Below are 19,919 nucleotides of genomic sequence, written 5' to 3'. Positions count from 1 at the left end.
CGTTCCGTTCGCATCTGCGTAACAGATGCGGGCCAAGGGGGTGATCTTGGGGATGGCGTAGTTCCGGCACGCCCGGCGATCGAGGCGTGCAATGTGGTCAAGGCCTTCGCCGGAGGCACTCGGGCGCTCGACCAGGTGTCGCTGTCCATCCGGCGGAATGAGTTCTTCACCCTTCTCGGCCCTCGGGCTGCGGCAAGACCACGCTGCTGCGCCTGATCGCCGGCTTCGAACAGCCGACCGAGGGCGAGATCCTGCTCGACGGCGAGCAGATCGAGCACCTGCCGCCGTTCCAGCGCCCCGTGAACACCGTCTTCCAATCCTATGCCCTGTTCCCGCACATGACCGTGGGCCAGAACATCGCCTTCGGCCTGGAAATGCAGCGTGTCCCGCGCGACGAGATCAAGAAGCGCGTCGCCGAAATGCTGGGCCTGGTCAAGCTGGTCGGCTTCGAGCACCGCAAGGCCGACCAGATGTCGGGCGGGCAGCAGCAGCGCGTGGCCCTGGCCCGCGCATTGGCCAACCGGCCCAAGGTGCTGCTGCTCGACGAACCGCTCTCCGCGCTCGACTTGAAGCTGCGCAAGGAAATGCAGATCGAGCTCAAGCGCCTGCAGACCGAGACCGGCATCACCTTCGTCTTCGTCACCCACGACCAGGAAGAAGCCCTGACCATGTCGGACCGCATCGCGGTCATGTCGGCGGGCAAGGTGCTGCAGGTCGGCACCCCGCGCGAAATCTACGAGACGCCCGAACACCGCTTCGTCGCCGACTTCATCGGCGAGACCGACTTCATCAATGCGACGGTCGAGGCCAATGACGCGGGCGTCGCCCGCTTCCGCCTGACCTCGGGTGCCGTCATCGCCGGCACGGCGCCGGTGGAGGTGCCGCCCGGCACGGCCATCGTCGTCTCGACCAGGCCCGAGCGCCTGTCCTTCGATGCCCTGCCGGGGATGCGATCCTGGAAGGCACGATCGAAACGGTGGTCTATTTCGGCACCGACACGACCTTCCACGTGGTGCTGGACGACGGCGGCGGCCGCATCCGGGTGCGCGAGCAGAACCTGCCCGGTGCGCCCTTCGCCCATGCCCAGGGCGACCGGGTCAAGGTGGCGGTGCCCGCCGCCGCGATCCGGGCCTTCACGGATTGAGCGGGCGGGGGCGGGGACGATGATCGGATACTTCCGCCGCTCTCCGGCCGCCAGGCGGGCGGCACTGATCACCCCCGGGGCGGGCCTGATCTTCGTCTTCATGGTCCTGCCGCTAGGCCTGATGCTGATCTACTCGTTTCTGGAACGGGCAACCTATGGCGGCGTGATCTGGACCCTGTCCTTCGACAGCTACATCCAGTTCCTGTTCGACCACGACCTCGACGACAGCCTGATCTTCAACGATGCCTATCTGCAGATCTATGGCCGCTCGTTCTTCCTGGCCGGGGTGACCACGGCGATCTGCCTCCTGATCGGCTTTCCCACCGCGCTCTACATGGCGCAGCAGGAGAAATCGCGGCGCGACCTGCTGGTGTTCCTGGTCACCATCCCGTTCTGGACCAACCTGCTGGTCCGCACCTATGCCTGGATCCTGCTGCTGCGGCGCGAGGGGCTGGTCGACAGTGCCCTGCAGGGCATCGGCCTCACCGATGGGCCGCTGGGCCTGCTCTATACCGACACCGCCAACCTGATCGGACTGGTCTATTCCTTCCTGCCCTTCATGGTGCTGCCGATTTATTCGAGCCTGGAGAAACTGGATTTCCGCCTGGTCGAGGCCGCCTACGACCTGGGCGCCAACAAGTTGACCGCCCTGCGCCGGATCGTCATTCCCCTGTCCATGCCGGGGATCGCGGCGGGCTCGATCCTGGTGCTGGTGCCCTGCCTGGGTGCCTATGTGACGCCCGAGGTGCTGGGCGGCGGCAAGGCCTTGATGATCGGCAACCTGATCCAGCAGCAGTTCGGCGCCTCGCAGAACTGGCCCTTCGGCGCCGCCCTGTCGTTTGCGCTGCTGGCGATCGTGATGCTGGCGCTGATGGCCTATTCCCTGCGCTATGGCCGCGCCGCCGTGACGGAGGGCCGCTGACATGGCGACCAACACGCTGCGGCGGTTTCCCGGGGCCGGCCTGACCGCGCTGGCCTTTTTCATTTTCCTCTATTTGCCGATCATCGTGCTCATCGGCCTGTCGTTCAATTCGGGCCGTTCGGCGACGATCTGGGAAGGCTTCACCTTCGACTGGTATTACCGGGTGATGGACAATCCCGACATCCTGCGCGCGGCCCAGAATTCGCTGGTGGTCGCAACCGTCGCGACCATCTTCTCGACCATCGTCGCGACCGCGGCGGCACTGGGCATGGACCGCGCCCGCTTCAGGGGCCAGAACGCCATAACCTCGCTGATTGCCTTTCCGCTGATCGTGCCGGAAATCGTCACCGCGGTTGCGTCGCTGATCTTCTTCATCTCGATCGGCCTGTCGATCGGGTTGTTCACCGTCATGCTGGCCCATGTGGTGTTCTGCATCCCCTTCGCCTATCTGCCGATCAAGGCGCGGCTGGACGGCATGCCGCCGGCCTACCGCGAGGCCGCGGCCGATCTCTACGCCAATGAATGGCGAACCTTCACCCGGGTCACCCTGCCCTTGCTGTGGCCGGGCGTCATCGCCGGCGCCATGCTGGCCTTCATCACCAGCCTCGACGATTTCGTGATCACCTATTTCGTCGCCGGGCCGGGCGCGTCGACCCTGCCCATCTACATCTTCACCAGCCTGCGTATCGGCATCTCGCCCGAGGTCAACGCGATCTCGGCCCTGATGCTGGTTGTGTCCATCGCGTTCGTGTCGCTTTCGGCCTGGCTCGGCCGGCGTTCCGCGCGTTCGGCCGACTGAAGCCCCCACCTCGTTCCCAAGGAGATCTGGTCATGACGCTAAGCTTGTTGAAACGCATCGCCGGCCCCGCGCTGATCGCGGCCATGGCCGTCGCGGCCCCGCTCGCCGCCCAGGCCAAGGAACTCGTGCTCTACAACTGGACGGATTACATCCCGCCCGACCTGCTCAAGCGCTTCACCGCCGAGACGGGCATCGCCGTCACCCTTGACCAGTACGATTCGAACGAAACCCTGCTGGCCAAGCTGAAGGCCGGCGGCACCGGCTACGACGTGATCGTGCCGTCGGACTACATGATCAAGATCATGATCGACGAGAAGCTGCTGCAGGAAATCGACACCCCGTCGATGCCCAACTTCAAATATGTCGAAGGGCCGCTGAAGACCCCCTATTACGATCCGGGGCGCAAGTATTCCTCGCCCTACATGTACGGCACCACGTCCTTTGCCTATGACACGGCGGCGGCGCCCAAGCTCGAGGATAGCTGGAAGGAATTCTTCGAGCCGCGGGAGGAGTTGCGCGGCAAGATCGGCGCCATGAACGACATGGTCGAGATGATCAACAATGCCTCGCGCTATGTCGGCGTGCCGCTGTGCAGCGAGAACCCGGCCGAGATGAAGAAGGTGCAGGAACTGCTCTTGAAGCAGAAGCCCTTCGTCGCCCTCTATAATTCCGATGGCATCATCGAGCGCATGACCGCCAAGGAAGTGGTGCTGCACATGCAGTGGAACGGCGGCGCCCACCGGGTGAAGGCCGACCTGCCCACCGTCACCTATGTCTACCCCAAGGAAGGCATGAGCCTGTGGGCCGACAACCTGGCGATCCCGGTCGGCGCCAAGAATGTCGAGGAAGCCAAGATCTTCATCAACTGGATGCTGGAGCCCAAGAACATCGCCGAGGCCTCCAACTTCACCGGTTACATGAGCCCGATCACCGCCTCGTCGGAGTTCCTCGAGCCGACGATGAAGACCGATCCGGCGGTGGTGCCGCCCGAAGGCGCCGACAAGCTCTTCGTCATGGCGGCGCCCTGCAGTGCCAAGGCCAAGGAACTGATGGACAAGGTCTGGACCAACGTGAAGAAGTAACCGGGTAGTCCCTCTCCGCCGCTTGCGGGGGAGAGGGAAGGGGCCCGTCGCGAAGCGATGGGAAGGGTGAGGTGGTGGCCGGTAACAGGCGTGCTTTATGCCGACGACCCACCTCACCCAACCCTCTCCCCCCTGAAGGGCGGAGAGGGCTTTGCTGTAAAGGCCTATGGCTGTGACCGATACGCTGACCATCGCCCTGTGGGCGACCAATCTGGAACCGGCGCTGGCCTCGCTCGACGACTGGGTGGCGGGTGTCGAGACCATGCTGGTACGGGCGGCGGGCGACGGTGCTGCCCTGCTGGTCATGCCCGAATATGCCTGCGCCCAATGGCTGGGCTTTGCCCCTGCCCTGGCGGCTGCCGCTGAAATTCCGTGGCTGGCGGCGCAGGAGGCGGCGGCGATTGCCCTGCTGAAGCCCCTGGTGGCGCGCCATGGCGTCGCCCTGGTCGCGGGTACGATCCCCCATGACGGCGGCGATGGGCGCTACACCAACCGCGCCCATATCCTCCATCCCGACGGCCGCCACATCACCCAGGACAAGCTGGCGCTGACGCCCGGCGAACGTGATCCCGCCGCCTGGTGCCTCGCCCCCGGCGCGGCGCTTAAGGTGCAGCGGATCGGGCCGTGGCGCTTTGCCGTGGTGATCTGCCTCGACATCGAGTTGCCGGCCCTGTCCAGCCGGCTGGCGATCCTCGACCTCGATTTCGTCGTGGTGCCGTCGATGACCCGGCTTGCCTCGGGCAATGCCCGGGTCTTCGGCTGCGCCAAGGCGCGGGCGGTCGAATTGATGACCGTGGTTGCCGCCGTCGGCTGCATCGGCGAGCGGCCCACCGGCGGCCTGCCCCATGCCAACACTTCGGGTGCCGCGATCTACCTGCCCTGCGAGGAAGCGCTGGGTTACCTGGGCCTCGGCCCGGCCACGCGGATCGGCGACAAGGCCGACGGATTGGGCCCCTATCTTCTCTGCCAGGATCTGCCGCTGGGCTTTGTGCGCGGCTTGCGCCGGGCCGGGGCCGAGGTCTGGCCCGGCGCCTGGAACGCGGCGCATCTTGTCATCGAGGACTTGCCATGAAGACGATCTACACCGCCGACCACAATCTGCACCACGCCGCCTACGAGCTGATCGGCGGGCAGATGACCCCGGCCTTCGAATGCCCGCGCCGCGCCGAAATCGTGCTGGAGCAGGTGACGGCGGCCGGGCTGGGGCCAGTGATCGAGCCGACCCGCATGGGCATCGCCGCCGCGGCCAAGGTTCACGACCCGCGCTTCATCGCCTTTCTCGAGCAGGCCTGGCCGGCCTGGTTGGCGGAGCATGGCGACAGCGACGCCCTGCCCATGACCTGGCCCGCGCGCTCGCTGCGCCAGATCGAGCCCGACTCGATCGACGGCAAGCTGGGCTTCTACTCCTTCGATGCCGGCTGCGCCTTGACCCGCGGTTCGTTCACGGCGATCACCTCGGCGGTCGAGGTGGCGCTGACCGGGGTCGACCTGATTGCGGCCGGCGAACGGGCGGCCTTCTCCCTGTGCCGGCCGCCGGGCCATCATGCGACCGCAGACCAGATGGGCGGCTACTGCTACCTCAACAATGCGGCGATCGCGGCCCAGGTGCTGGTCGAGGCTGGCGCCCGGGTGGCGATCCTCGATGTCGACTATCATCACGGCAACGGCACCCAGGCGATCTTCTATGGCCGCCCCGACGTACTGTTCACTTCGATCCATGGCCACCCCCGGCAGGAGTATCCCTATTTCCTGGGCTATGCCGACGAGCACGGGGCCGGCCAGGGCGAGGGGGCGAACCTGAACCTGCCGCTGGTCTGGGGCTCGGCCTGGGATGCCTATGGCCCGGCGCTGGATGCCGCCTGCGAGAAGATCACTGCCTTCGGCGCCGACACGGTCGTGGTCTCCCTGGGCCTCGACACCTTCGAGGAAGACCCGATCTCGAAATTCAAGCTGAAGTCGCCCGACTATCTGCGCATGGGCGAGCGGATCGCCGGGCTGGGCCTCAAGACCCTGTTCATCTTCGAGGGCGGCTATGCGGTCGAGGCGCTGGGGGTCAATACGGCCAATGTGCTGACCGGTTTCGAGGGGGCCTGACCACCCCAGATTACGAGTAAACCCGTATTCCAGCTCATATCATGACGGGTACGCCGGCTCTGGGATTGCGCTAGAAACCCAACCTTTCCGCCACTCTCCGGCCCTGGCCGGCCAACCCCCGCTGGCGCCAGGAACCCGAGTTCACATTTACATTCGCGGCCGTCACCCTTGTGACCAAGAAATCCCGATAACGGGGATCCAGGGTTACAGGGGGAGAGCGCATGAAGGCGGTGGCGGTAACGCTGGCCGGGCTGTTGGCCTTGGCTGTCGCGGGCGGGGCACAGGCAAAGGTTTCACAGGCCGAGGCCGACCGGCTGGACAAGGACCTGACGCCCCTGGGCGGCATCCGCGCCGGCAATGCCGACGGCTCGATCCCGGCCTGGGACGGCGGCCTGACCGCGCCGCCGGCGAGTTACGTGCCGGGCAAGCACATGACCAATCCCTACCCGGACGACAAGCCGAAGTTCACCATCACCGGGGCCAATGCCGAGCAGTACAAAGACAAGCTGACCGCCGGGCAACTGGCCCTGCTGAAGCTCTATGCGACCTACAAGCTGCCGGTCTACCAGACCAGGCGCTCGTGCGCGCTGCCCGAGCGGGTCTACGAGGCCAACAAGAAGAACGCCGTCACGGCGACCATGACCGAGGACAACAACGGCCTGAACGATGCCCTGCTGGGCAACCCGTTCCCGATCCCCAAGGCCGGCGTCGAGGTGATCTGGAACCACCGGCTGCACTACCGCGGCTTCAAGTTCCGCCGCTATTTCGCCGGCGCCCTGGTGGCCCGCGACGGCAGCTTCGACATGGTGAGGGGGCGCGACTTCGGCATCATCCACTATTCGGGGCCGGGCCTGACCGAGGTGGGTGACGTCAGCGATATCAAGCAGCTCAAGAACATCTTCGTCTCCTACCTCAATTTCATCACCTATCCGCCCAAGGCGGCGGGTGCCATCGTGCTGGTGCTCGACACCATCAATGCCAAGGAACTGCCGCGCCAGGCCTGGATCTACAATCCCGGCACCCGCCGCGTGCTGAAGGCCCCGGACATCTCCTACGACAACCCGGCGCCGCAGACCGACGGCCTGGCCCCGGCCGACACCTTCGACATGTATAACGGCGCGACCGACCGCTACACCTTCGACCTGAAGCCGATGCGCGAGGTCTACATGGGTTACAACGCCTATGAGCTGAATTCGCCCGCGCACAAGTACAAGGAACTGCTTATCCCCAATCACCTGAACCAGGATTTTGCCCGCTACGAACTGCACCGGGCCTTCGTGGTCGATGCCAAGCTGAAAGAGGGGACACGCCACATCTACGGCCGGCGCACCTTCTTCGTCGACGAGGACGGCTTCAACATCTCGCTGGTCGACATCTACGACACGCGCGGCGCCTTGTGGCGGGTGCAGGACGGGCCGGTGCTGAACTACTACGAGGTGCCGCTCTGCTCGTCGGCGGTGGAAATCTCCCACGACCTGCAATCGGGCAAATACTTGGTGTTCGGCCTGAAGGGCGAGGAAAAGCCCAGCGAGAGCAAGCCCTCGGGCATCGACAATTCAATGTTCACGCCGGATGCGATCAGGCGCATGGGCCAGCAGTAAGCCGATCGTCAGCATCGGCAAGGGGGGGATTGCCCATGAAGATCAGGTTGCCCGCTGTTCAGCGGCGTGGCCGGCGTGGGCGGCTGTCCGCGTCGCACGCCTCGGTCATCGTTCTTTCCGCCGCCCTGCTGGGCGGGACCGCCGCCGCCTATGATTTCGAGATGGGCGAGGAAGTCACCGGGTCGATCGTCACCACGCTGTCGGTCGGCTTGCAGGTGCGCATGGCCGATCGCGACCCGCGCAACGTCGGCTTCTACAACGGCGGCAGGGCGACGGCGGCGGATGCCGACGACGGCGACCTGAACTACGACAAGTACGATCTGACGTCACAGGTTACATCGGTCAGTTCCGAGCTGCGCCTGAAGTGGCGCAACTACTTCGCCACGGTCAGCGGCACGGCCTTCTTCGACTCGATCGCCGCCCGCAACGACCTGGCGGAAAACGGCCCCGAGGAACGCCCCTACAATGGCCGCTACTCGCCGACCGGCAAGGACGAGGCGGAATGGGATGCCGAGTTCCGCGAATACTACGTGGGTGGCAACTTCACCGTCTTCGACCGCAATCTCGCGGTGAAGGTGGGCAGCCAGATCCTGAACTGGGGCGAGGCGCTGTTCACCCTGAACGGCATCTCGGTGATCAATGGCCTGGACGTGATCAAGATCCTCACCCCCGGCGCCGAGCTGAAGGATGCACTGATCCCGGTGCCGATGCTCAAGCTGGACTATGAAGTCGCCGAAGGCCTCACCGCCGAGGCCTTCGTCGGCTTCGGCTTCGAGCCGGCGCGCCTGCCGGCCTGCGGCGCCTTCATGAGCTTCAACGACAATGTCTGCGAAGGCTCGACCGGCACCTCGGTCTATACCGATTTCGGCGACCGCCGCGCCTACACCGTGGGGCGCGATAACTTTGCCGATTACAACAATCCGGCCCCGCCCTACGGCACCGGGCCGCAGGCGATCTCGGTGGGGATTCCCCTGGAGGAGCTGGACGATCCCGCGACCACCGACTGGGGCGCCTCGCTGCGCTATTTCTCGCCCGACCTCAACAATACCGAGTTCCAGTTCTACTACGTCAAGTATCGCAGCCGGCTGCCCTCGGCCTATTTCAAGGCGCCGGAGCACTATGCCGAGGGTACCGGCCAGAGCAATTTTCTCCAGGCATCGCAGAGCGTGCTGGGCACGGCGCTCGCCCAACTGGGCCTGGAAGGGCAGCAGCAGGTGATGGCCGCGCTGGAAGCCCTGGCACCCGGTTTCCAGTCCAGCGGCGACCTGCTGACCGACCTGCTCAGCCCGGCGCTGGCGCCGGTCACCGCCCAGCTTTTCGATCCGTCGCTGGGCACGCTGCCGCGCAGCGTCGTGTTCGAGAACATGGACCACAGCAAGATCTATCAATACTACCCCGACGATATACAGATGCTGGGCTTTGCCTTCAGCACCACCGAGAATTACAGCGGCATCGCCATCAACGGCGAGATCTCGTTCAAGCACGATGTGCCGGTGCTGATCGCCGCGCCGATCTTCTTCGGCCTGGCGCTGGACCAGTTGGGCGGCGTGCCGATCGACCAGGGCACGGCCCAGGCGCAATTGCCGCTGGGGCCGCTGTCCTTGAACAATTTCGGCGTGGCGCCCTATATCGAAGGGCCGGACCCTTACAAGTTCGACGACCAGTTCATTCCCGGGCGCATCATCCGTGCCGACGAGCGTCACGACGTCTGGCAGGCGGCGCTGCGCTTCACCAAGATCTTCGGCGGCACCGATCTGATTACGATGCTCAGCGGGGCGACCCAGGTCATCGGCCTGATCGAGTTCGGCGGGCTGCATGTCGACCTGAACGACGGCACGCCCTATGCGGCCTATGGCCAGAACGGCTTCTCGGGCTTCTACAGCCGGCCGGTGCTGGTCGCCGGGCAACAGGTCTCGCCGGCGGTGCCGGCAACCGCGCTGGGCCCGCCGTTCAATCCCACCGGCCGCCTGCCCACCGAGTGGTCGGGCGGGGTCCAGGGCATCTTCTTCTTCGACTATCCCGACCTGATCGACGGGGTGAAGCTGACGCCGTCCTTCGCCTTTTCCCACGGCCTGGTCGGCATCACGCCGGCGCCCCTGCCGGGCTTCACCAAGGGCATGACCTCGATCCTGGTGGGCCTCAAGGCGGAGTTTTCGCAACGGTTCTCGGTTAGCGCCAGCTACTTCAAATCGTTCGGCGCGGGCGGCGGTCCCGGCGGCTCGCGCAATCCCTTCATCGACCGCGACTTCGTCGGTGTCGCGGCAACCTATCAGTTCTAGGCCGGCATCCCCTCGGTGGCGTTGCCGACCATGATGCGGACGATGAAATCGGCGATGGTCTCTTCGACATCGCGCCGCTTGAGGTGAGGGGGGCAATGCAGCACCGCTTCGATGATCGAGGCCCGGGCCATCACCATGATCACGAAGGTCGCCGCCTCGGGCCGGGCGAAACGCATGCGGTTGCCCACCGAGGCATAGGAGCGGACGGACAGGGCCAGCAAGGTGGGTGGCAAGGCCTGGATGGCCGGGATCTGGGCCGCGAAGGGAATCCCTTCCAGGATGAGCTGCACCTGGGCCCGGTGGCGATCGACGACATCGAACAAGGTCGAGACGATGGCCAGGGCCGCCGCCGCGATCTCGTGCTGGACCGAGGCGTCGAGGGCGGCGCCCACCTCCGCCACCATCTCGTCGACCCAGGCTGCAACCACCTGGGTCACGATCGCTTCCTTGTTGGGGAAGTACTGGTAGAGCGAGCCGATGCCCACCCCGGCGCGGTCGGCGATGCGGTTGGTGGTGACGCTCTCGTAGGGCATGGTCACCAGCAATTGCGACGCTGCTTCGACGATCGCATCGACCGTCGCCAAGGCCCGGCGCTGGACCGGGCGCTTTTTCATGTCGAGATCGATGGCCTTGGCCAAGTGGCGTCTCCACGACGAGCTTTATGCGAGCCTACAAGATAAGATGCTCGCATTATAGCTTAATCGTGAGAGTGTCGGGCTCGATAGCAAATAAAAATGTCACTACGGCGATGCCCTTGTTTCCGCTGTTGTGGGCGAAATCGACACGTCTACAGTATCTCTACACCGTCATTCCGGCGAAAGCCGGAATCCATGGGCTTGGCGCGCGGATTGTGTGTCGCCATGCTGGATCACCGTCCCAGTCCCGCACGGCAATGGATTCCGGCTTTCGCCGGAATGACGCGCGAAGGTGATGACGCACGAGGGTCGTGCGGCCAAGACGTGGCTGCGGCGACGTCGCTGATTTCTAGCGTTCGTCGGGAGACCATGGCGGGGGCCAGGCCTTGCCGAACAGTTCTGTATCCGCCTCGTCGGCTGCCCGGTTGAGCGCCAGTTCCGAGCCGCCGTCGACGGCAAAGCTCTGCCCGGTCACCCAGGCGGCATCGGCGAGATAGCGCACCGCCTCTGCCACCTCGGACGGCTCGCCGGGGCGGCCCAGGGGGATCAGCTCGTGAGCACGCTCCTGCATGATCCTTGCGCCGAACATGGATTGCACGCCGGCCGCCCGCGTCATGCCCGGGCGGATGGCATTGACGCGCACGCCCAGCCGCGCACATTCCTTGGCGGCCCCCCGCACCAGCGCTTCCAGCCCGCTCTTGGCCGAACAATAGGGGGTCAGGTGCGTCGACGGCAGGCTGGCGCAGACCGACGAGATGCAAATGACGCTGCCGCCGCCGGTCATCAGCGGAATGCCGTAACGCAGGGCGATGAAGGCACTGGTCAGATTACGGTCGATGACTTGGCGGAAACTGTCGATATCGTGCAGCAGCAGGGGTTTCAGGCCCAGGCTGCCGCCGACCGTGGCGACGATGATGTCGAGCCGGCCCTGGAGGGCATGGGCCGCGGCCAGGGCGCGTTCGACATCGTGGACGTCGCCGGCATCGCCGGCGCAGATCTCGACCCTGGCCCCGGGATGGGCAGCCAGCAGGGTGGCCCGGGTGGCTTCCAGTTCCGCCTCGCGCCTGGCCATCAGCAGCACGGCGGCCCCATCGCGCAGCAGGCGCCCGGCGCAAGCCGAGCCGATGCCGCCGCTGCCGCCGGTGATGAAGGCCGTGCGGCCCGCGAGGGATGATTGACCGGTCATGACGCCCGCCCTGGCTTAAGGTTCCAGGCATCAGACTCGGGCATCGACCTGATGGCGGCATCCCCCGCGTGGACTAGCGCCGCCCGGCCTGGGCGGGTTGGATGCGACGAAAACGGCGAGCGGGTGGCAATTCTGGTGCTAGGAGCGTCGATGCCGGGGCCAATCGGGGCGTTGCGGCGGCGTTGTGCCTTGTTCACTGTCCCATTGCTCGATCAGCTTGCTCAATGCCGCGGGGAGCGGCTGCGCCTTCAGGTTGTCGAAGTATTGCCGCAGCAGCAGGGTAAGCCGCGCGTCGCCGGCGGGCGCTTTGGATCGGGGCGGCGATGCGCCTGAGAATCTCGTTCGAATACGCAACAAAACCTCCTCGCCGGTCACGTTGCCACGCTGCTGCCGATGTTTCCGAAAACCCTGCCGGCAAGTGTGTCACTCCGTGCGTTGCATGACGGCAAATCCTCGTCCCACACCCGGGTATTCAACCCGATAACGCGCCGGCGGCCTTTTGGGTCCGCGGGCGAATAATGCAGGACTACGCGGGCGGTGTATCGACAGGCATTACGATACCGCGCGTCGTTCCATCCCGTTTTTCGATCGCCCGTGGTGCGCCGCAGCGAGCCGGGCAGGGAACCAATCGGTGCGCAGCTCATTGTATTCTGCGTGGCGCCGCCGATGGCCCACACCTCGTGCGCGAGATTTCTGTGCAGGAGAGTCGATCGTCGACTGAACGGGCGATTGCGAAAAGTCCTATGAGCCGCGGTTAGCGGCTCCTTCGAGGTGCTTCCCTCGACAACCCGAACGGGAGGACCAATGACAACGGACCCATTCAACTGGCGAACGGAGATCATTCGGGTGATGCCCCCCTTGCGGGCATTTGCGCGTTCGCTGGCCAAAAATCTGGCCCATGCCGACGACCTGGTCCAGGATACGCTGACCAAGGCCTGGGCCAAACGACAGCAATTCGAGCCGGGCACCAATCTGCAGGCCTGGTTGTTCACGATTCTGCGCAACACCTTCTACACCAATGTTCGCCGCCGGCGCTGGGAGGTGGAGGATGTCGACGATCTCCAGGCGGCTAAGTTGACCGTAGGGCCGCGGCAGGAATGGAGCCTTGCCCTGCGCGCGCTGGAGCGGGCCATTCAGCGCCTGCCCCCCGAACAGCGCGAAGTGCTGATCCTGATCGTCGGCGCCGGTGTAACATATGACGAGGCCGCGCGGATCTGCGATTGCGCCGTCGGCACGATCAAGAGCCGGCTGGCCCGGGCGCGTGCCCGCCTGGCCGGCCTGATGGAAATGGAGTCGGTGACGGATCTGGGGGCGATATCGCCCATGGCCGCCGCCGAGTGACCCCTGAAGGTGGGCCGGGTCGCAAGATCCGGCCCGTTTCGGTTTTGTGCCTCACCCCCTTGACAGGCCGCTTTACAAGGGGTTGAAGCGAGCCGCCGCCCCACCATATGGACGGCGCAGCATGAACAGGACCGAGGCGTGAAATGGCGGTAGAGGCAAAGGCGGCTGAAGGCGTCGAAACCCGTGGCTTTGAAGCGGAAGTGGCGCGGCTTCTGCACCTGATGGTGCATTCGGTCTATTCCGAGAAGGAAATCTTCCTCCGCGAGCTGATCTCCAATGCCTCCGACGCCTGCGACCGTTTGCGCTATGCCGCCCTGACCGAACCGGCGCTGACCGCCGATGACCCGGGCTTCCGGGTCGAACTCGCGATCGACAAGGACGGCCGCCGCCTGACCATCGCCGACAACGGCATCGGCATGAGCCATGACGAGCTGGTCGCCAATTTAGGCACGATCGCCCGCTCGGGCACCTCCGCCTTTGTCGAGCAGCTCTCGGGCGACGAATCCAAGGACGTCAACCTGATCGGCCGCTTCGGCGTCGGCTTCTATTCCGTGTTCATGGTCGCCTCGTCGGTCGAGGTGGTCTCGCGCAAGGCGGGCAGCCCCGAGGCCTGGAGCTGGACCTCGGACGGGGCCGGCACCTATGCCATGCGTCACGCCGTCCGCGAGGGCCGCGGCACCACCATCACCCTGACCCTGCGCACAGGCGAGGATGAATTCCTCGACGCCTGGCGCCTGAAGAAGATCGTCAAGACCTATTCCGATCATATCGCCCTGCCCGTGATCCTGAAGGGCGAGGGCGAGGAGGGGGCGGACGAGACGCTGAATGCCGCCTCCGCCCTGTGGACAAGGCCCAAGGCGGAGATCACGCCCGAGCAGTACGGCGAATTCTATCGCCACGTCGGCCATGCCATGGACGAGCCCTGGGCCACCGTTCATTGGAAGGCCGAGGGCACGATCGAATACACCGGCCTGCTGTTCATCCCCACCAACCGGCCCTTCGACCTGTTCGATCCCAAGCGGGAATCGCGGCTTAAGCTCTATGTCCGGCGCGTCTTCATCACCGACAATTGCGAAGCCCTGCTGCCCGGCTATCTGCGCTTTGTCCGCGGCGTCGTCGATTCGGCCGACCTGCCCTTGAACATCTCGCGTGAGATGCTGCAGGAAAGCGCCCTGACCGCCAAGATCCGCGCCGGCCTGATCAAGAAGATCCTGTCCGAGCTCGACAAGCGCGCCGCCGACGCCGAGGCCTACAAGGCGTTCTGGGATGCGTTCGGCGCCGTGCTGAAGGAAGGCCTCTACGAGGATTTCGAACGGCGCGAGCAGGTCCTGAAACTGGCCCGCTTCCGCACCACCAAGTCGGGCGAGGGCGTGATCAGTCTGGCCGACTATGTCGCCCGCATGCGGCCCAACCAGACCGCGATCCATTTCATCACCGGCGATGCGGCCGGAGTCGGCCATTCGCCGCAACTCGAGGCCTTCAAGGCGCGCGATATCGAAGTCCTGCTGCTGACCGACCCGATCGACGATTTCTGGACCGGGGTGGGCCTGGATTTCGACGGCAAGCCGTTCCAGTCGGTCACCCGCGGCGACATCGACCTGTCGCTGATCCCCGAGGCGGCGGGCGGGACACAGGCCGAGGCCGCGCCGGACGCCGACATCGCCACCCTGATCGCCGCGGCCAAGCTGGCCCTGGGCGAGCAGGTGAAGGATGTCCGCGTCTCCAAGCGCCTGACCGACAGCCCGGTCTGCCTGGTGGCCGACAGCGGCGACATGGACATGCACCTGGCCCGCCTGCTGCGCGCCCACAAGGGCGCCGATGCGGCTGGCGCCAAGGCCGTGCGCATCCTGGAAATCAACCCGCGCCACCCGCTGGTCAAGGCCCTGGCCGAACGGGCGACCCGGCCCGGCGCCACCGACGCCCTGGAGGACGCCGCCCACCTGCTGCTCGACCAGGCGCGCATCATCGAAGGCGAGGGGCCAAGCGATCCCGTCGCCTTCGCCCGCCGCCTGTCGGACGTGATGGTGCGCGCGGTGGCCTGAGCCTCGCGGGTTTCAGGCCAGCAGGAAGCCGCTGGCGTCGAGGGCGATCGCGCCAAGCAGGACGATGGTCAGGGGATAATCCTCATGCCAGGTCGATCCCTTGATGATCGTATTGCCCCCTTCGGCGTAGTAGCGAAGCTCGCCGACCGCGCCGCTGAATTCGGCATTGCCGATCCAGGCGAAATTCTCGTGCGAGCCGCCGATCCCGTCCATCGCGTTGGGGGCCGTCAAATCGATCTTGTCGTAGCCCTTCTCAAAATCTGTAATCGTATCGATATCATAGATCCAGGCTTCCTGCCCGATATCGGCCCCGAACACGAAGATGTCGCGCCCGGTCCCGCCCGTCATCCTATCGTCGCCGCGGTTGCCCTCGATCGTGTCGCGGCCGCCGCGGCCGTCCAGAATGTCGTTGCCACCGCCACCGCCCAGGTAGTTGTTGGCGCCGTTGCCAAAGAGCGTGTCGTTGCCGTCTGTGCCGGTCAGGCCCTCGATATTGACGAATGTGTCGTAGTTTCGGGTGACGAACGCACCGGAATCCTGCCCCAGTTTCTGGGCCCCCTGATGGCCAGGTCCACCGTCGCGCCAAGGGCACCGCCCAGGAAGGCGATATCAAAGCCGGTGCCGCCGTCCAGGCGGTCCCGGCCTTGCCCGCCGCACAGAACGTCGTCGCCGGCGCCGCCCATGAATGTGTAGTCGCTGTCGAGCAGGTAGTAGGCCTGGATCTTGTCGTTTCCTGACCCGCCGATGATCTTTTCGACATAGTTCACCTTCACGACCTCGCTGCCGAACTTGAGCGTCGCGTAGTAAAAATCGATGCCTTTGGTGAGGGTTGAGAGGTCGAGCGTGTCGATGCCGGCCCCACCGTCGAGCGTGTCGCGCCCGGTGGGAACGCTAAAGATATCATCTCCGGCCCCGCCGAACAGCTTGTCGCCGCCCAGGCCGCCGTTCAGCACATCGTTGCCGTCGTCGCCATAGATCTTGTCGTTGCCGCTGCCACCGTCGATACGGTCGGCCCCGCCCAGGCCGTGAATCGTGTCGATGCCTTCCTTGCCATCAATGATATCGATCGCAGAAATGCCGAGGATGTAGTCGTCGGCCGATCGGCCGACCTGCGTCAAGGTTTGCGCCGTATCATTCCATGACCAGGAGGCAATATTGCTGGCGTCGTTCGCGTTGCTGCCGTACATCGCGGCAACGGCCTGCAAATCGAAGGGACCGAGGCTCGAATCCTCGCCATTGTAACTCATGACCGTATGCCTGGTGTCGTCGAGGGACGCGGCAAGGGTCTTGCTGTTGTAGTCGCTGGCTTCGAACGGATGCTTCAGGCCGATGGCGTGACCGATCTCATGCAACAGCACGTGCATGAGGTAATCCCGGTCCTGGAAGTCCGTATTCCGCAGATCCCTGGACAGGAAAACATCGCTGCCGACCGGATGTACGCTCAGCGAGCCGTCGAGGCCCCCGGCGATATCGGGATAGTAGGCATAGGCCGCGGCGTCGGAGGCGCCGACAAGATCGAAATCCAGCCAGTTGAAGGTAATGTCGCCCTTGCCGACCTTCGTCTCGATGAAGGTGATACCGCTGGCATCGCCCCAGGCCTTAAGGGCTGCGCGGGCAAAAGTGATCTCCGCGCTGTTGAAAGCCGCCCAGGTGTATGCGGCACCGGGGTCGGTGAGTTTCACCTCGTCAGTGACAGTCGTCGGAAATGAATAGGTGACGAATACCGGGGCGCCCGTTGCCAGGGTTCGTGCTTTTGCATTCAGCGTATAGCCGGACAGGAGTGCGCTATAGTCCCGGACTTCGCTCATGATATTCCCCGCCTGTGCCCAGTCTGGCACTGGTTATGGTAGTTTTCTGGCTGGCGGAATACAATCCTGGATCATGTCGGCTTCGGCTCGCGCCGGTCCCCTTCAGATAATGGAAACCTTCAGCGCTCGGCTGTGTTTAATTTCACATTCTCGCGGGGGCGAGGCTTGGGGACTCGACAATGCTCTGGCGATTTCTGCCGGTTTTGTTCGCCGGCGTCGTGCTGGGCGGCTGCACCACCTGGGTGAAACCGGGCGCGACCGATCTGGACCGCGAGCGCGATTCCAGTGCCTGCGAAGTCGACTCCTACAATCACTATCCGCCGCGCCTGCGCCAGGTGCTGGTCGAACCGGCCCATTGGGAGCCGATGGTCGAGGACTGCTACACCGACAAGAAAGGCCGGCGCCGCTGCACCCGCAGCGGCGGCTATTTCGTGCCCAACCGCTATGGCACGGCGGACGAGAACGACGCCCCGCGCCGGTCCGTCTACGAGGCCTGCATGTACAAATACGGCTGGCAGAAGGAGTAGCTCAGCCCTTTATCGGCGTAGCCGTGGCCAGCCTGGCCAGATCCGGCCGCGGGATGGCCAGCGCGCTGTCCCCCGCAATCACCTCTTCCAGGGCCAGGGCGACCTCCAGCACCTTTCGGTCCGATCCCCGCGGGCCGATGATCTGGAGGCCGAAGGGCAGGCCGTCGGCGCCCAGGCCGCAGGGCAGGCAGCAGGCGCAGGCCTCCATCATGGTGACGCCGTAAGTGATGGCCAGCCAGGTCATGTAGGTGGGCATCTCCCGGCCCTCGACCTGGGTGGGATACCATTGCGCGTGGGGGAAGGCGGCGACGCTGGTGGCGGGCGCGATCAGCACGTCGAAGTCATCGAAGAAATGATTGAAGTGGCGGTAGAGCCGGGTCTGCCGGGCAAAGGCCGCCGCGATCTGCTCCACCCCAGGGCCATGCCGCGGGTGGTGTTGTCGCGCATGTTCGGGCCCAGGCGGTCGGGCGAATGCTTCAGGTAGTGGCCATAGCCGCCGACCATGAACAGGGCCCGCAGGGTCTCGAACACCTCGTGCACGCCCGACAGGTTGGGCTGGGCCTCCGCCGCATGGGCGAAATGGGGCCACAGCCGGGCCACGCGGTCGGCAAAGCTGCTGCGGTTGGCGGGATCGACGGCCGCGATCCCGAGGTCACTCGAGAAGGCGACGCGGGTGGCGCCCAGGTCCGCCGGGGTCAGCGGCTTGAGCAGGCCGGGATCGAGCAGGCCGGAGAAGGGATCGTCAAGGCCGTGCCCGGCCATCGCCCCCAGCAGCAGATGGGCGTCGGTCACGTTGCGCGCCATCGGCCCGTCGACCGCGAAGGGCGACAGGCCCGTCACCTTGGTCTCGTCCGGGATCACGCCGGGCGAGGGGCGGAAGCCGACCACGCCGCAGAAGGCCGACGGCGTGCGCAGGCTGCCGCCGAAATCGGAACCCGACGCCAGGGGCACCATGCCGGTTGCCAAGACCACCGCCGAGCCGCCCGACGAGCCGCCGCTGGTGAGCACGGGATCATAGGGGTTGCCGGTGGGGCCGAAAACGGCATTGCGGGTATTGCCGCCGGCGCCGAATTCCGGGGTGTTGGTCTTGCCCACCACGATGGCGCCGGCCCGGCGGATCGACGCCACCGCGCACTCGTCCTGCTTGGGCACATTGTCGGCGAACATCACGCTGCCGAAGGTGGTCAGGATATCGGCGGTCGAACTCAGGTCCTTGATGCCGATGGGCAGGCCGTGCAGGGCCCCAAGGCCTCGCCCCGCGTGACCGCCGCCTCCGCCGCCTTTGCCTCGATCAAGGCCCGCTCGAAACTGCGCGTGACCATGGCATTGACGGCGTGATCGACCGCCTCGATCCGGGCGATGCAAGCCTGCGCCAGTTCCACCGGCGAGATCTGGCGTGTGGCGATCAGGCGGCGCAGGTCGATAGCACTCAGGTCACACAGGTTCGCCATGGACGCCTCCTTTCGACAACAGGTCGAGATAGGTTTTCAGGATCAGGTTGGGCCGCCCGCCCTTGCGGGTGACGACGCGGAATTCGGTCAGGTAGCGGTATTGGCCCGGGCGGACCGCGCGCATGCGCCCCTGGTCGACCCAGAGCTGGGCATAGTGGGTGGGCAGGTAGCCGATGTAGCGTCCGGTCAGGATCAGGAAGGCCACGCCTTCGCGGTCGGTCGCGGTCGCCGTGTTGTTCAGCGGCTGATGCAGGGCGCGCGCCTCCAGGGTCTGGGCATAGATCGGCGCGACGGCCTCGGCGCCGGCGATGGTCTCGTCGCTGATGCCACGGTCGGCCCGCTTGAACAGGGGGTGGCCCAGCCCGCAATAGAGCAGGGATTCCTCGTCGTAGAGCGGGCGGTAGTCGAGACCGGGCAGGTTGCGCAGGGCCGGCGTCACGCCGATGTGCAGGCGCCCGTCCAGCACGCCCAGCTCGATCTCGTTGGGCGGGATCATGCGGATGTTCACCTGCACGTCCGGCCCCACGGCCTTGAGCCCGCGCAGGGCCTCGGTCACGTTCATGCGCGGCATGGTCACCAGGTTGTCGATGATGCCGATGTCGAGCGCACCGCGCAGCCTGGCGTGCAGGGTGTTCACCTCGGTGCGGAAATTTTCCAGGGAGGCGAGCAGGCGCAGGGAGGCGTCGTGCACCTGGCGGCCCTCGTCGGTCAGCGAGAAGCCGGCCCGGCCGCGCTGGCACAGGCGCAGGCCCAGGCGCTTTTCCAGATCCGCCATGTGCATGCTGATGGCGGCGCGGCCGATGTTCAGCTCGACCTCGGCCGCGGTGAAGCCGCCGCAATCGACCACGGTCTTGAACACCCGCAGCAGGCGGATGTCGACATCGCCGATCGGCCCGACCTGGACAGGGCGCCTGCGCGGCATGGGTCAAGATTCCTTGAACTGAATATAAGACAATATGGATATGAGCAACGTAAGCGCAGGCGCATGCTTCAGGCAACAGCGATCGC

19 protein-coding genes are annotated in these 19,919 nt (G+C 65.4%); 10 read left to right on the top strand and 9 right to left on the bottom strand.

Translation table 11 applies throughout. The features are described from left to right. Positions 1-203 precede the first annotated feature (203 nt). From D3874_RS32480 to D3874_RS16040, 7 genes are all read left to right on the top strand, one after another. The gene (locus D3874_RS32480; RefSeq protein ID WP_456306450.1) at positions 204-2,066 is read left to right on the top strand and encodes an ATP-binding cassette domain-containing protein; all 1,863 of its coding nucleotides are present in this window, start codon (positions 204-206) and stop codon (positions 2,064-2,066) included. Position 2,067: 1 nt separating this feature from the next. After that, entirely contained in the window at positions 2,068-2,865 is a 798-nt protein-coding gene (locus D3874_RS16065; RefSeq protein WP_119778981.1) for an ABC transporter permease, read from the top strand. Between the two features lie 32 nt (positions 2,866-2,897). After that, entirely contained in the window at positions 2,898-3,947 is a 1,050-nt protein-coding gene (locus tag D3874_RS16060) for an extracellular solute-binding protein (RefSeq protein ID WP_199699098.1), read from the top strand. 166 nt (positions 3,948-4,113) lie between these two features. Beyond that, entirely contained in the window at positions 4,114-5,019 is a 906-nt protein-coding gene (locus tag D3874_RS16055) for a nitrilase-related carbon-nitrogen hydrolase (RefSeq protein ID WP_119778979.1), read from the top strand. Continuing rightward, on the top strand, positions 5,016-6,041 hold the full coding sequence (locus D3874_RS16050; protein WP_119778978.1) for a histone deacetylase family protein: 1,026 nt from the start codon (positions 5,016-5,018) through the stop codon (positions 6,039-6,041). Before D3874_RS16055 ends, D3874_RS16050 begins: the two co-directional genes overlap by 4 nt. Positions 6,042-6,262: 221 nt before the next feature. Continuing rightward, on the top strand, positions 6,263-7,642 hold the full coding sequence (locus D3874_RS16045) for a DUF1329 domain-containing protein (protein WP_119778977.1): 1,380 nt from the start codon (positions 6,263-6,265) through the stop codon (positions 7,640-7,642). 35 nt (positions 7,643-7,677) lie between these two features. After that, positions 7,678-9,921 (top strand): DUF1302 domain-containing protein, encoded by a 2,244-nt coding sequence (locus tag D3874_RS16040; RefSeq protein WP_119778976.1) that lies wholly within the window; start codon positions 7,678-7,680, stop codon positions 9,919-9,921. On the opposite strand, the gene D3874_RS16035 is transcribed toward D3874_RS16040, so the two are convergent. From D3874_RS16035 to D3874_RS28060, 3 genes are all read right to left on the bottom strand, one after another. Continuing rightward, on the bottom strand, positions 9,918-10,559 hold the full coding sequence (locus D3874_RS16035) for a TetR/AcrR family transcriptional regulator (RefSeq protein WP_119778975.1): 642 nt from the start codon (positions 10,557-10,559) through the stop codon (positions 9,918-9,920). The two genes, D3874_RS16040 and D3874_RS16035, sit on opposite strands and share 4 nt — an antisense overlap. Positions 10,560-10,905: 346 nt before the next feature. Further along, positions 10,906-11,742, bottom strand: a complete 837-nt coding sequence (locus tag D3874_RS16030) for an SDR family NAD(P)-dependent oxidoreductase (protein ID WP_119778974.1) — start codon at positions 11,740-11,742, stop codon at positions 10,906-10,908. 138 nt (positions 11,743-11,880) lie between these two features. Continuing rightward, positions 11,881-12,117, bottom strand: coding sequence for a hypothetical protein (locus D3874_RS28060; RefSeq protein WP_147385691.1), 237 nt, complete (start codon positions 12,115-12,117; stop codon positions 11,881-11,883). Positions 12,118-12,546: 429 nt separating this feature from the next. Here D3874_RS28060 and D3874_RS16025 point away from each other — a divergent pair, with 429 nt between their 5' ends. Together D3874_RS16025 and htpG are read left to right on the top strand one after the other, a co-directional pair. Then, positions 12,547-13,083, top strand: a complete 537-nt coding sequence (locus D3874_RS16025; RefSeq protein ID WP_119778973.1) for a sigma-70 family RNA polymerase sigma factor — start codon at positions 12,547-12,549, stop codon at positions 13,081-13,083. Between the two features lie 143 nt (positions 13,084-13,226). Continuing rightward, on the top strand, positions 13,227-15,125 hold the full coding sequence (gene htpG / locus D3874_RS16020; protein ID WP_119778972.1) for a molecular chaperone HtpG: 1,899 nt from the start codon (positions 13,227-13,229) through the stop codon (positions 15,123-15,125). Between the two features lie 12 nt (positions 15,126-15,137). Here the strand turns inward: htpG and D3874_RS16015 are convergent, their stop codons facing one another. Beyond that, positions 15,138-15,608, bottom strand: a complete 471-nt coding sequence (locus D3874_RS16015; protein WP_233560220.1) for a M10 family metallopeptidase C-terminal domain-containing protein — start codon at positions 15,606-15,608, stop codon at positions 15,138-15,140. Beyond that, the gene (locus D3874_RS16010) at positions 15,605-16,933 is read right to left on the bottom strand and encodes a matrixin family metalloprotease (protein ID WP_119778970.1); all 1,329 of its coding nucleotides are present in this window, start codon (positions 16,931-16,933) and stop codon (positions 15,605-15,607) included. Before D3874_RS16010 ends, D3874_RS16015 begins: the two co-directional genes overlap by 4 nt. 179 nt (positions 16,934-17,112) lie before the next feature. On the opposite strand from D3874_RS16010, the gene D3874_RS16005 reads away from it, so the two are divergent. After that, on the top strand, positions 17,113-17,460 hold the full coding sequence (locus tag D3874_RS16005) for a hypothetical protein (protein ID WP_119778969.1): 348 nt from the start codon (positions 17,113-17,115) through the stop codon (positions 17,458-17,460). A gap of 1 nt (position 17,461) precedes the next feature. Here the strand turns inward: D3874_RS16005 and D3874_RS30480 are convergent, their stop codons facing one another. The 4 genes from D3874_RS30480 to D3874_RS15995 are packed head-to-tail and all read right to left on the bottom strand — an operon-like array spanning position 17,462 to position 19,833. After that, positions 17,462-17,872 carry an amidase family protein gene (locus D3874_RS30480; RefSeq protein ID WP_233559972.1) on the bottom strand — a complete coding sequence of 137 codons (411 nt, stop codon included), beginning with the start codon at positions 17,870-17,872 and terminating at the stop codon, positions 17,462-17,464. Next, positions 17,788-18,669, bottom strand: coding sequence for an amidase family protein (locus D3874_RS16000; protein ID WP_338016756.1), 882 nt, complete (start codon positions 18,667-18,669; stop codon positions 17,788-17,790). The genes D3874_RS30480 and D3874_RS16000 overlap by 85 nt, the downstream gene beginning before the upstream one ends. Further along, the gene (locus tag D3874_RS31630; protein WP_338016770.1) at positions 18,666-18,911 is read right to left on the bottom strand and encodes a hypothetical protein; all 246 of its coding nucleotides are present in this window, start codon (positions 18,909-18,911) and stop codon (positions 18,666-18,668) included. The genes D3874_RS16000 and D3874_RS31630 overlap by 4 nt, the downstream gene beginning before the upstream one ends. Further along, positions 18,895-19,833, bottom strand: a complete 939-nt coding sequence (locus D3874_RS15995; protein ID WP_119778968.1) for a LysR family transcriptional regulator — start codon at positions 19,831-19,833, stop codon at positions 18,895-18,897. Before D3874_RS15995 ends, D3874_RS31630 begins: the two co-directional genes overlap by 17 nt. Positions 19,834-19,919 lie beyond the last annotated feature (86 nt).

The organism is Oleomonas cavernae (assembly GCF_003590945.1).
Lineage (GTDB): Bacteria > Pseudomonadota > Alphaproteobacteria > Zavarziniales > Zavarziniaceae > Zavarzinia > Zavarzinia cavernae.
Note: the sequence above shows the minus strand (reverse complement) of the source record. Positions and strands in the feature narration are given on the sequence as shown.

Excerpts from the sequence above, each read along its gene's own strand:
- D3874_RS16065 (WP_119778981.1), top strand. The coding sequence starts at position 2,068 with ATGGCGACCAACACGCTGCGGCGGTTTCCCGGGGCCGGCCTGACCGCG.
- D3874_RS16060 (WP_199699098.1), top strand. The coding sequence starts at position 2,898 with ATGACGCTAAGCTTGTTGAAACGCATCGCCGGCCCCGCGCTGATCGCG.
- D3874_RS16055 (WP_119778979.1), top strand. The coding sequence starts at position 4,114 with ATGGCTGTGACCGATACGCTGACCATCGCCCTGTGGGCGACCAATCTG.
- D3874_RS16050 (WP_119778978.1), top strand. The coding sequence starts at position 5,016 with ATGAAGACGATCTACACCGCCGACCACAATCTGCACCACGCCGCCTAC.
- D3874_RS16045 (WP_119778977.1), top strand. The coding sequence starts at position 6,263 with ATGAAGGCGGTGGCGGTAACGCTGGCCGGGCTGTTGGCCTTGGCTGTC.
- D3874_RS16040 (WP_119778976.1), top strand. The coding sequence starts at position 7,678 with ATGAAGATCAGGTTGCCCGCTGTTCAGCGGCGTGGCCGGCGTGGGCGG.
- D3874_RS16030 (WP_119778974.1), bottom strand. The coding sequence starts at position 11,742 with ATGACCGGTCAATCATCCCTCGCGGGCCGCACGGCCTTCATCACCGGC.
- D3874_RS16025 (WP_119778973.1), top strand. The coding sequence starts at position 12,547 with ATGACAACGGACCCATTCAACTGGCGAACGGAGATCATTCGGGTGATG.
- htpG (WP_119778972.1), top strand. The coding sequence starts at position 13,227 with ATGGCGGTAGAGGCAAAGGCGGCTGAAGGCGTCGAAACCCGTGGCTTT.
- D3874_RS16010 (WP_119778970.1), bottom strand. The coding sequence starts at position 16,933 with ATGAGCGAAGTCCGGGACTATAGCGCACTCCTGTCCGGCTATACGCTG.
- D3874_RS16005 (WP_119778969.1), top strand. The coding sequence starts at position 17,113 with ATGCTCTGGCGATTTCTGCCGGTTTTGTTCGCCGGCGTCGTGCTGGGC.
- D3874_RS31630 (WP_338016770.1), bottom strand. The coding sequence starts at position 18,911 with ATGGCGAACCTGTGTGACCTGAGTGCTATCGACCTGCGCCGCCTGATC.
- D3874_RS15995 (WP_119778968.1), bottom strand. The coding sequence starts at position 19,833 with ATGCCGCGCAGGCGCCCTGTCCAGGTCGGGCCGATCGGCGATGTCGAC.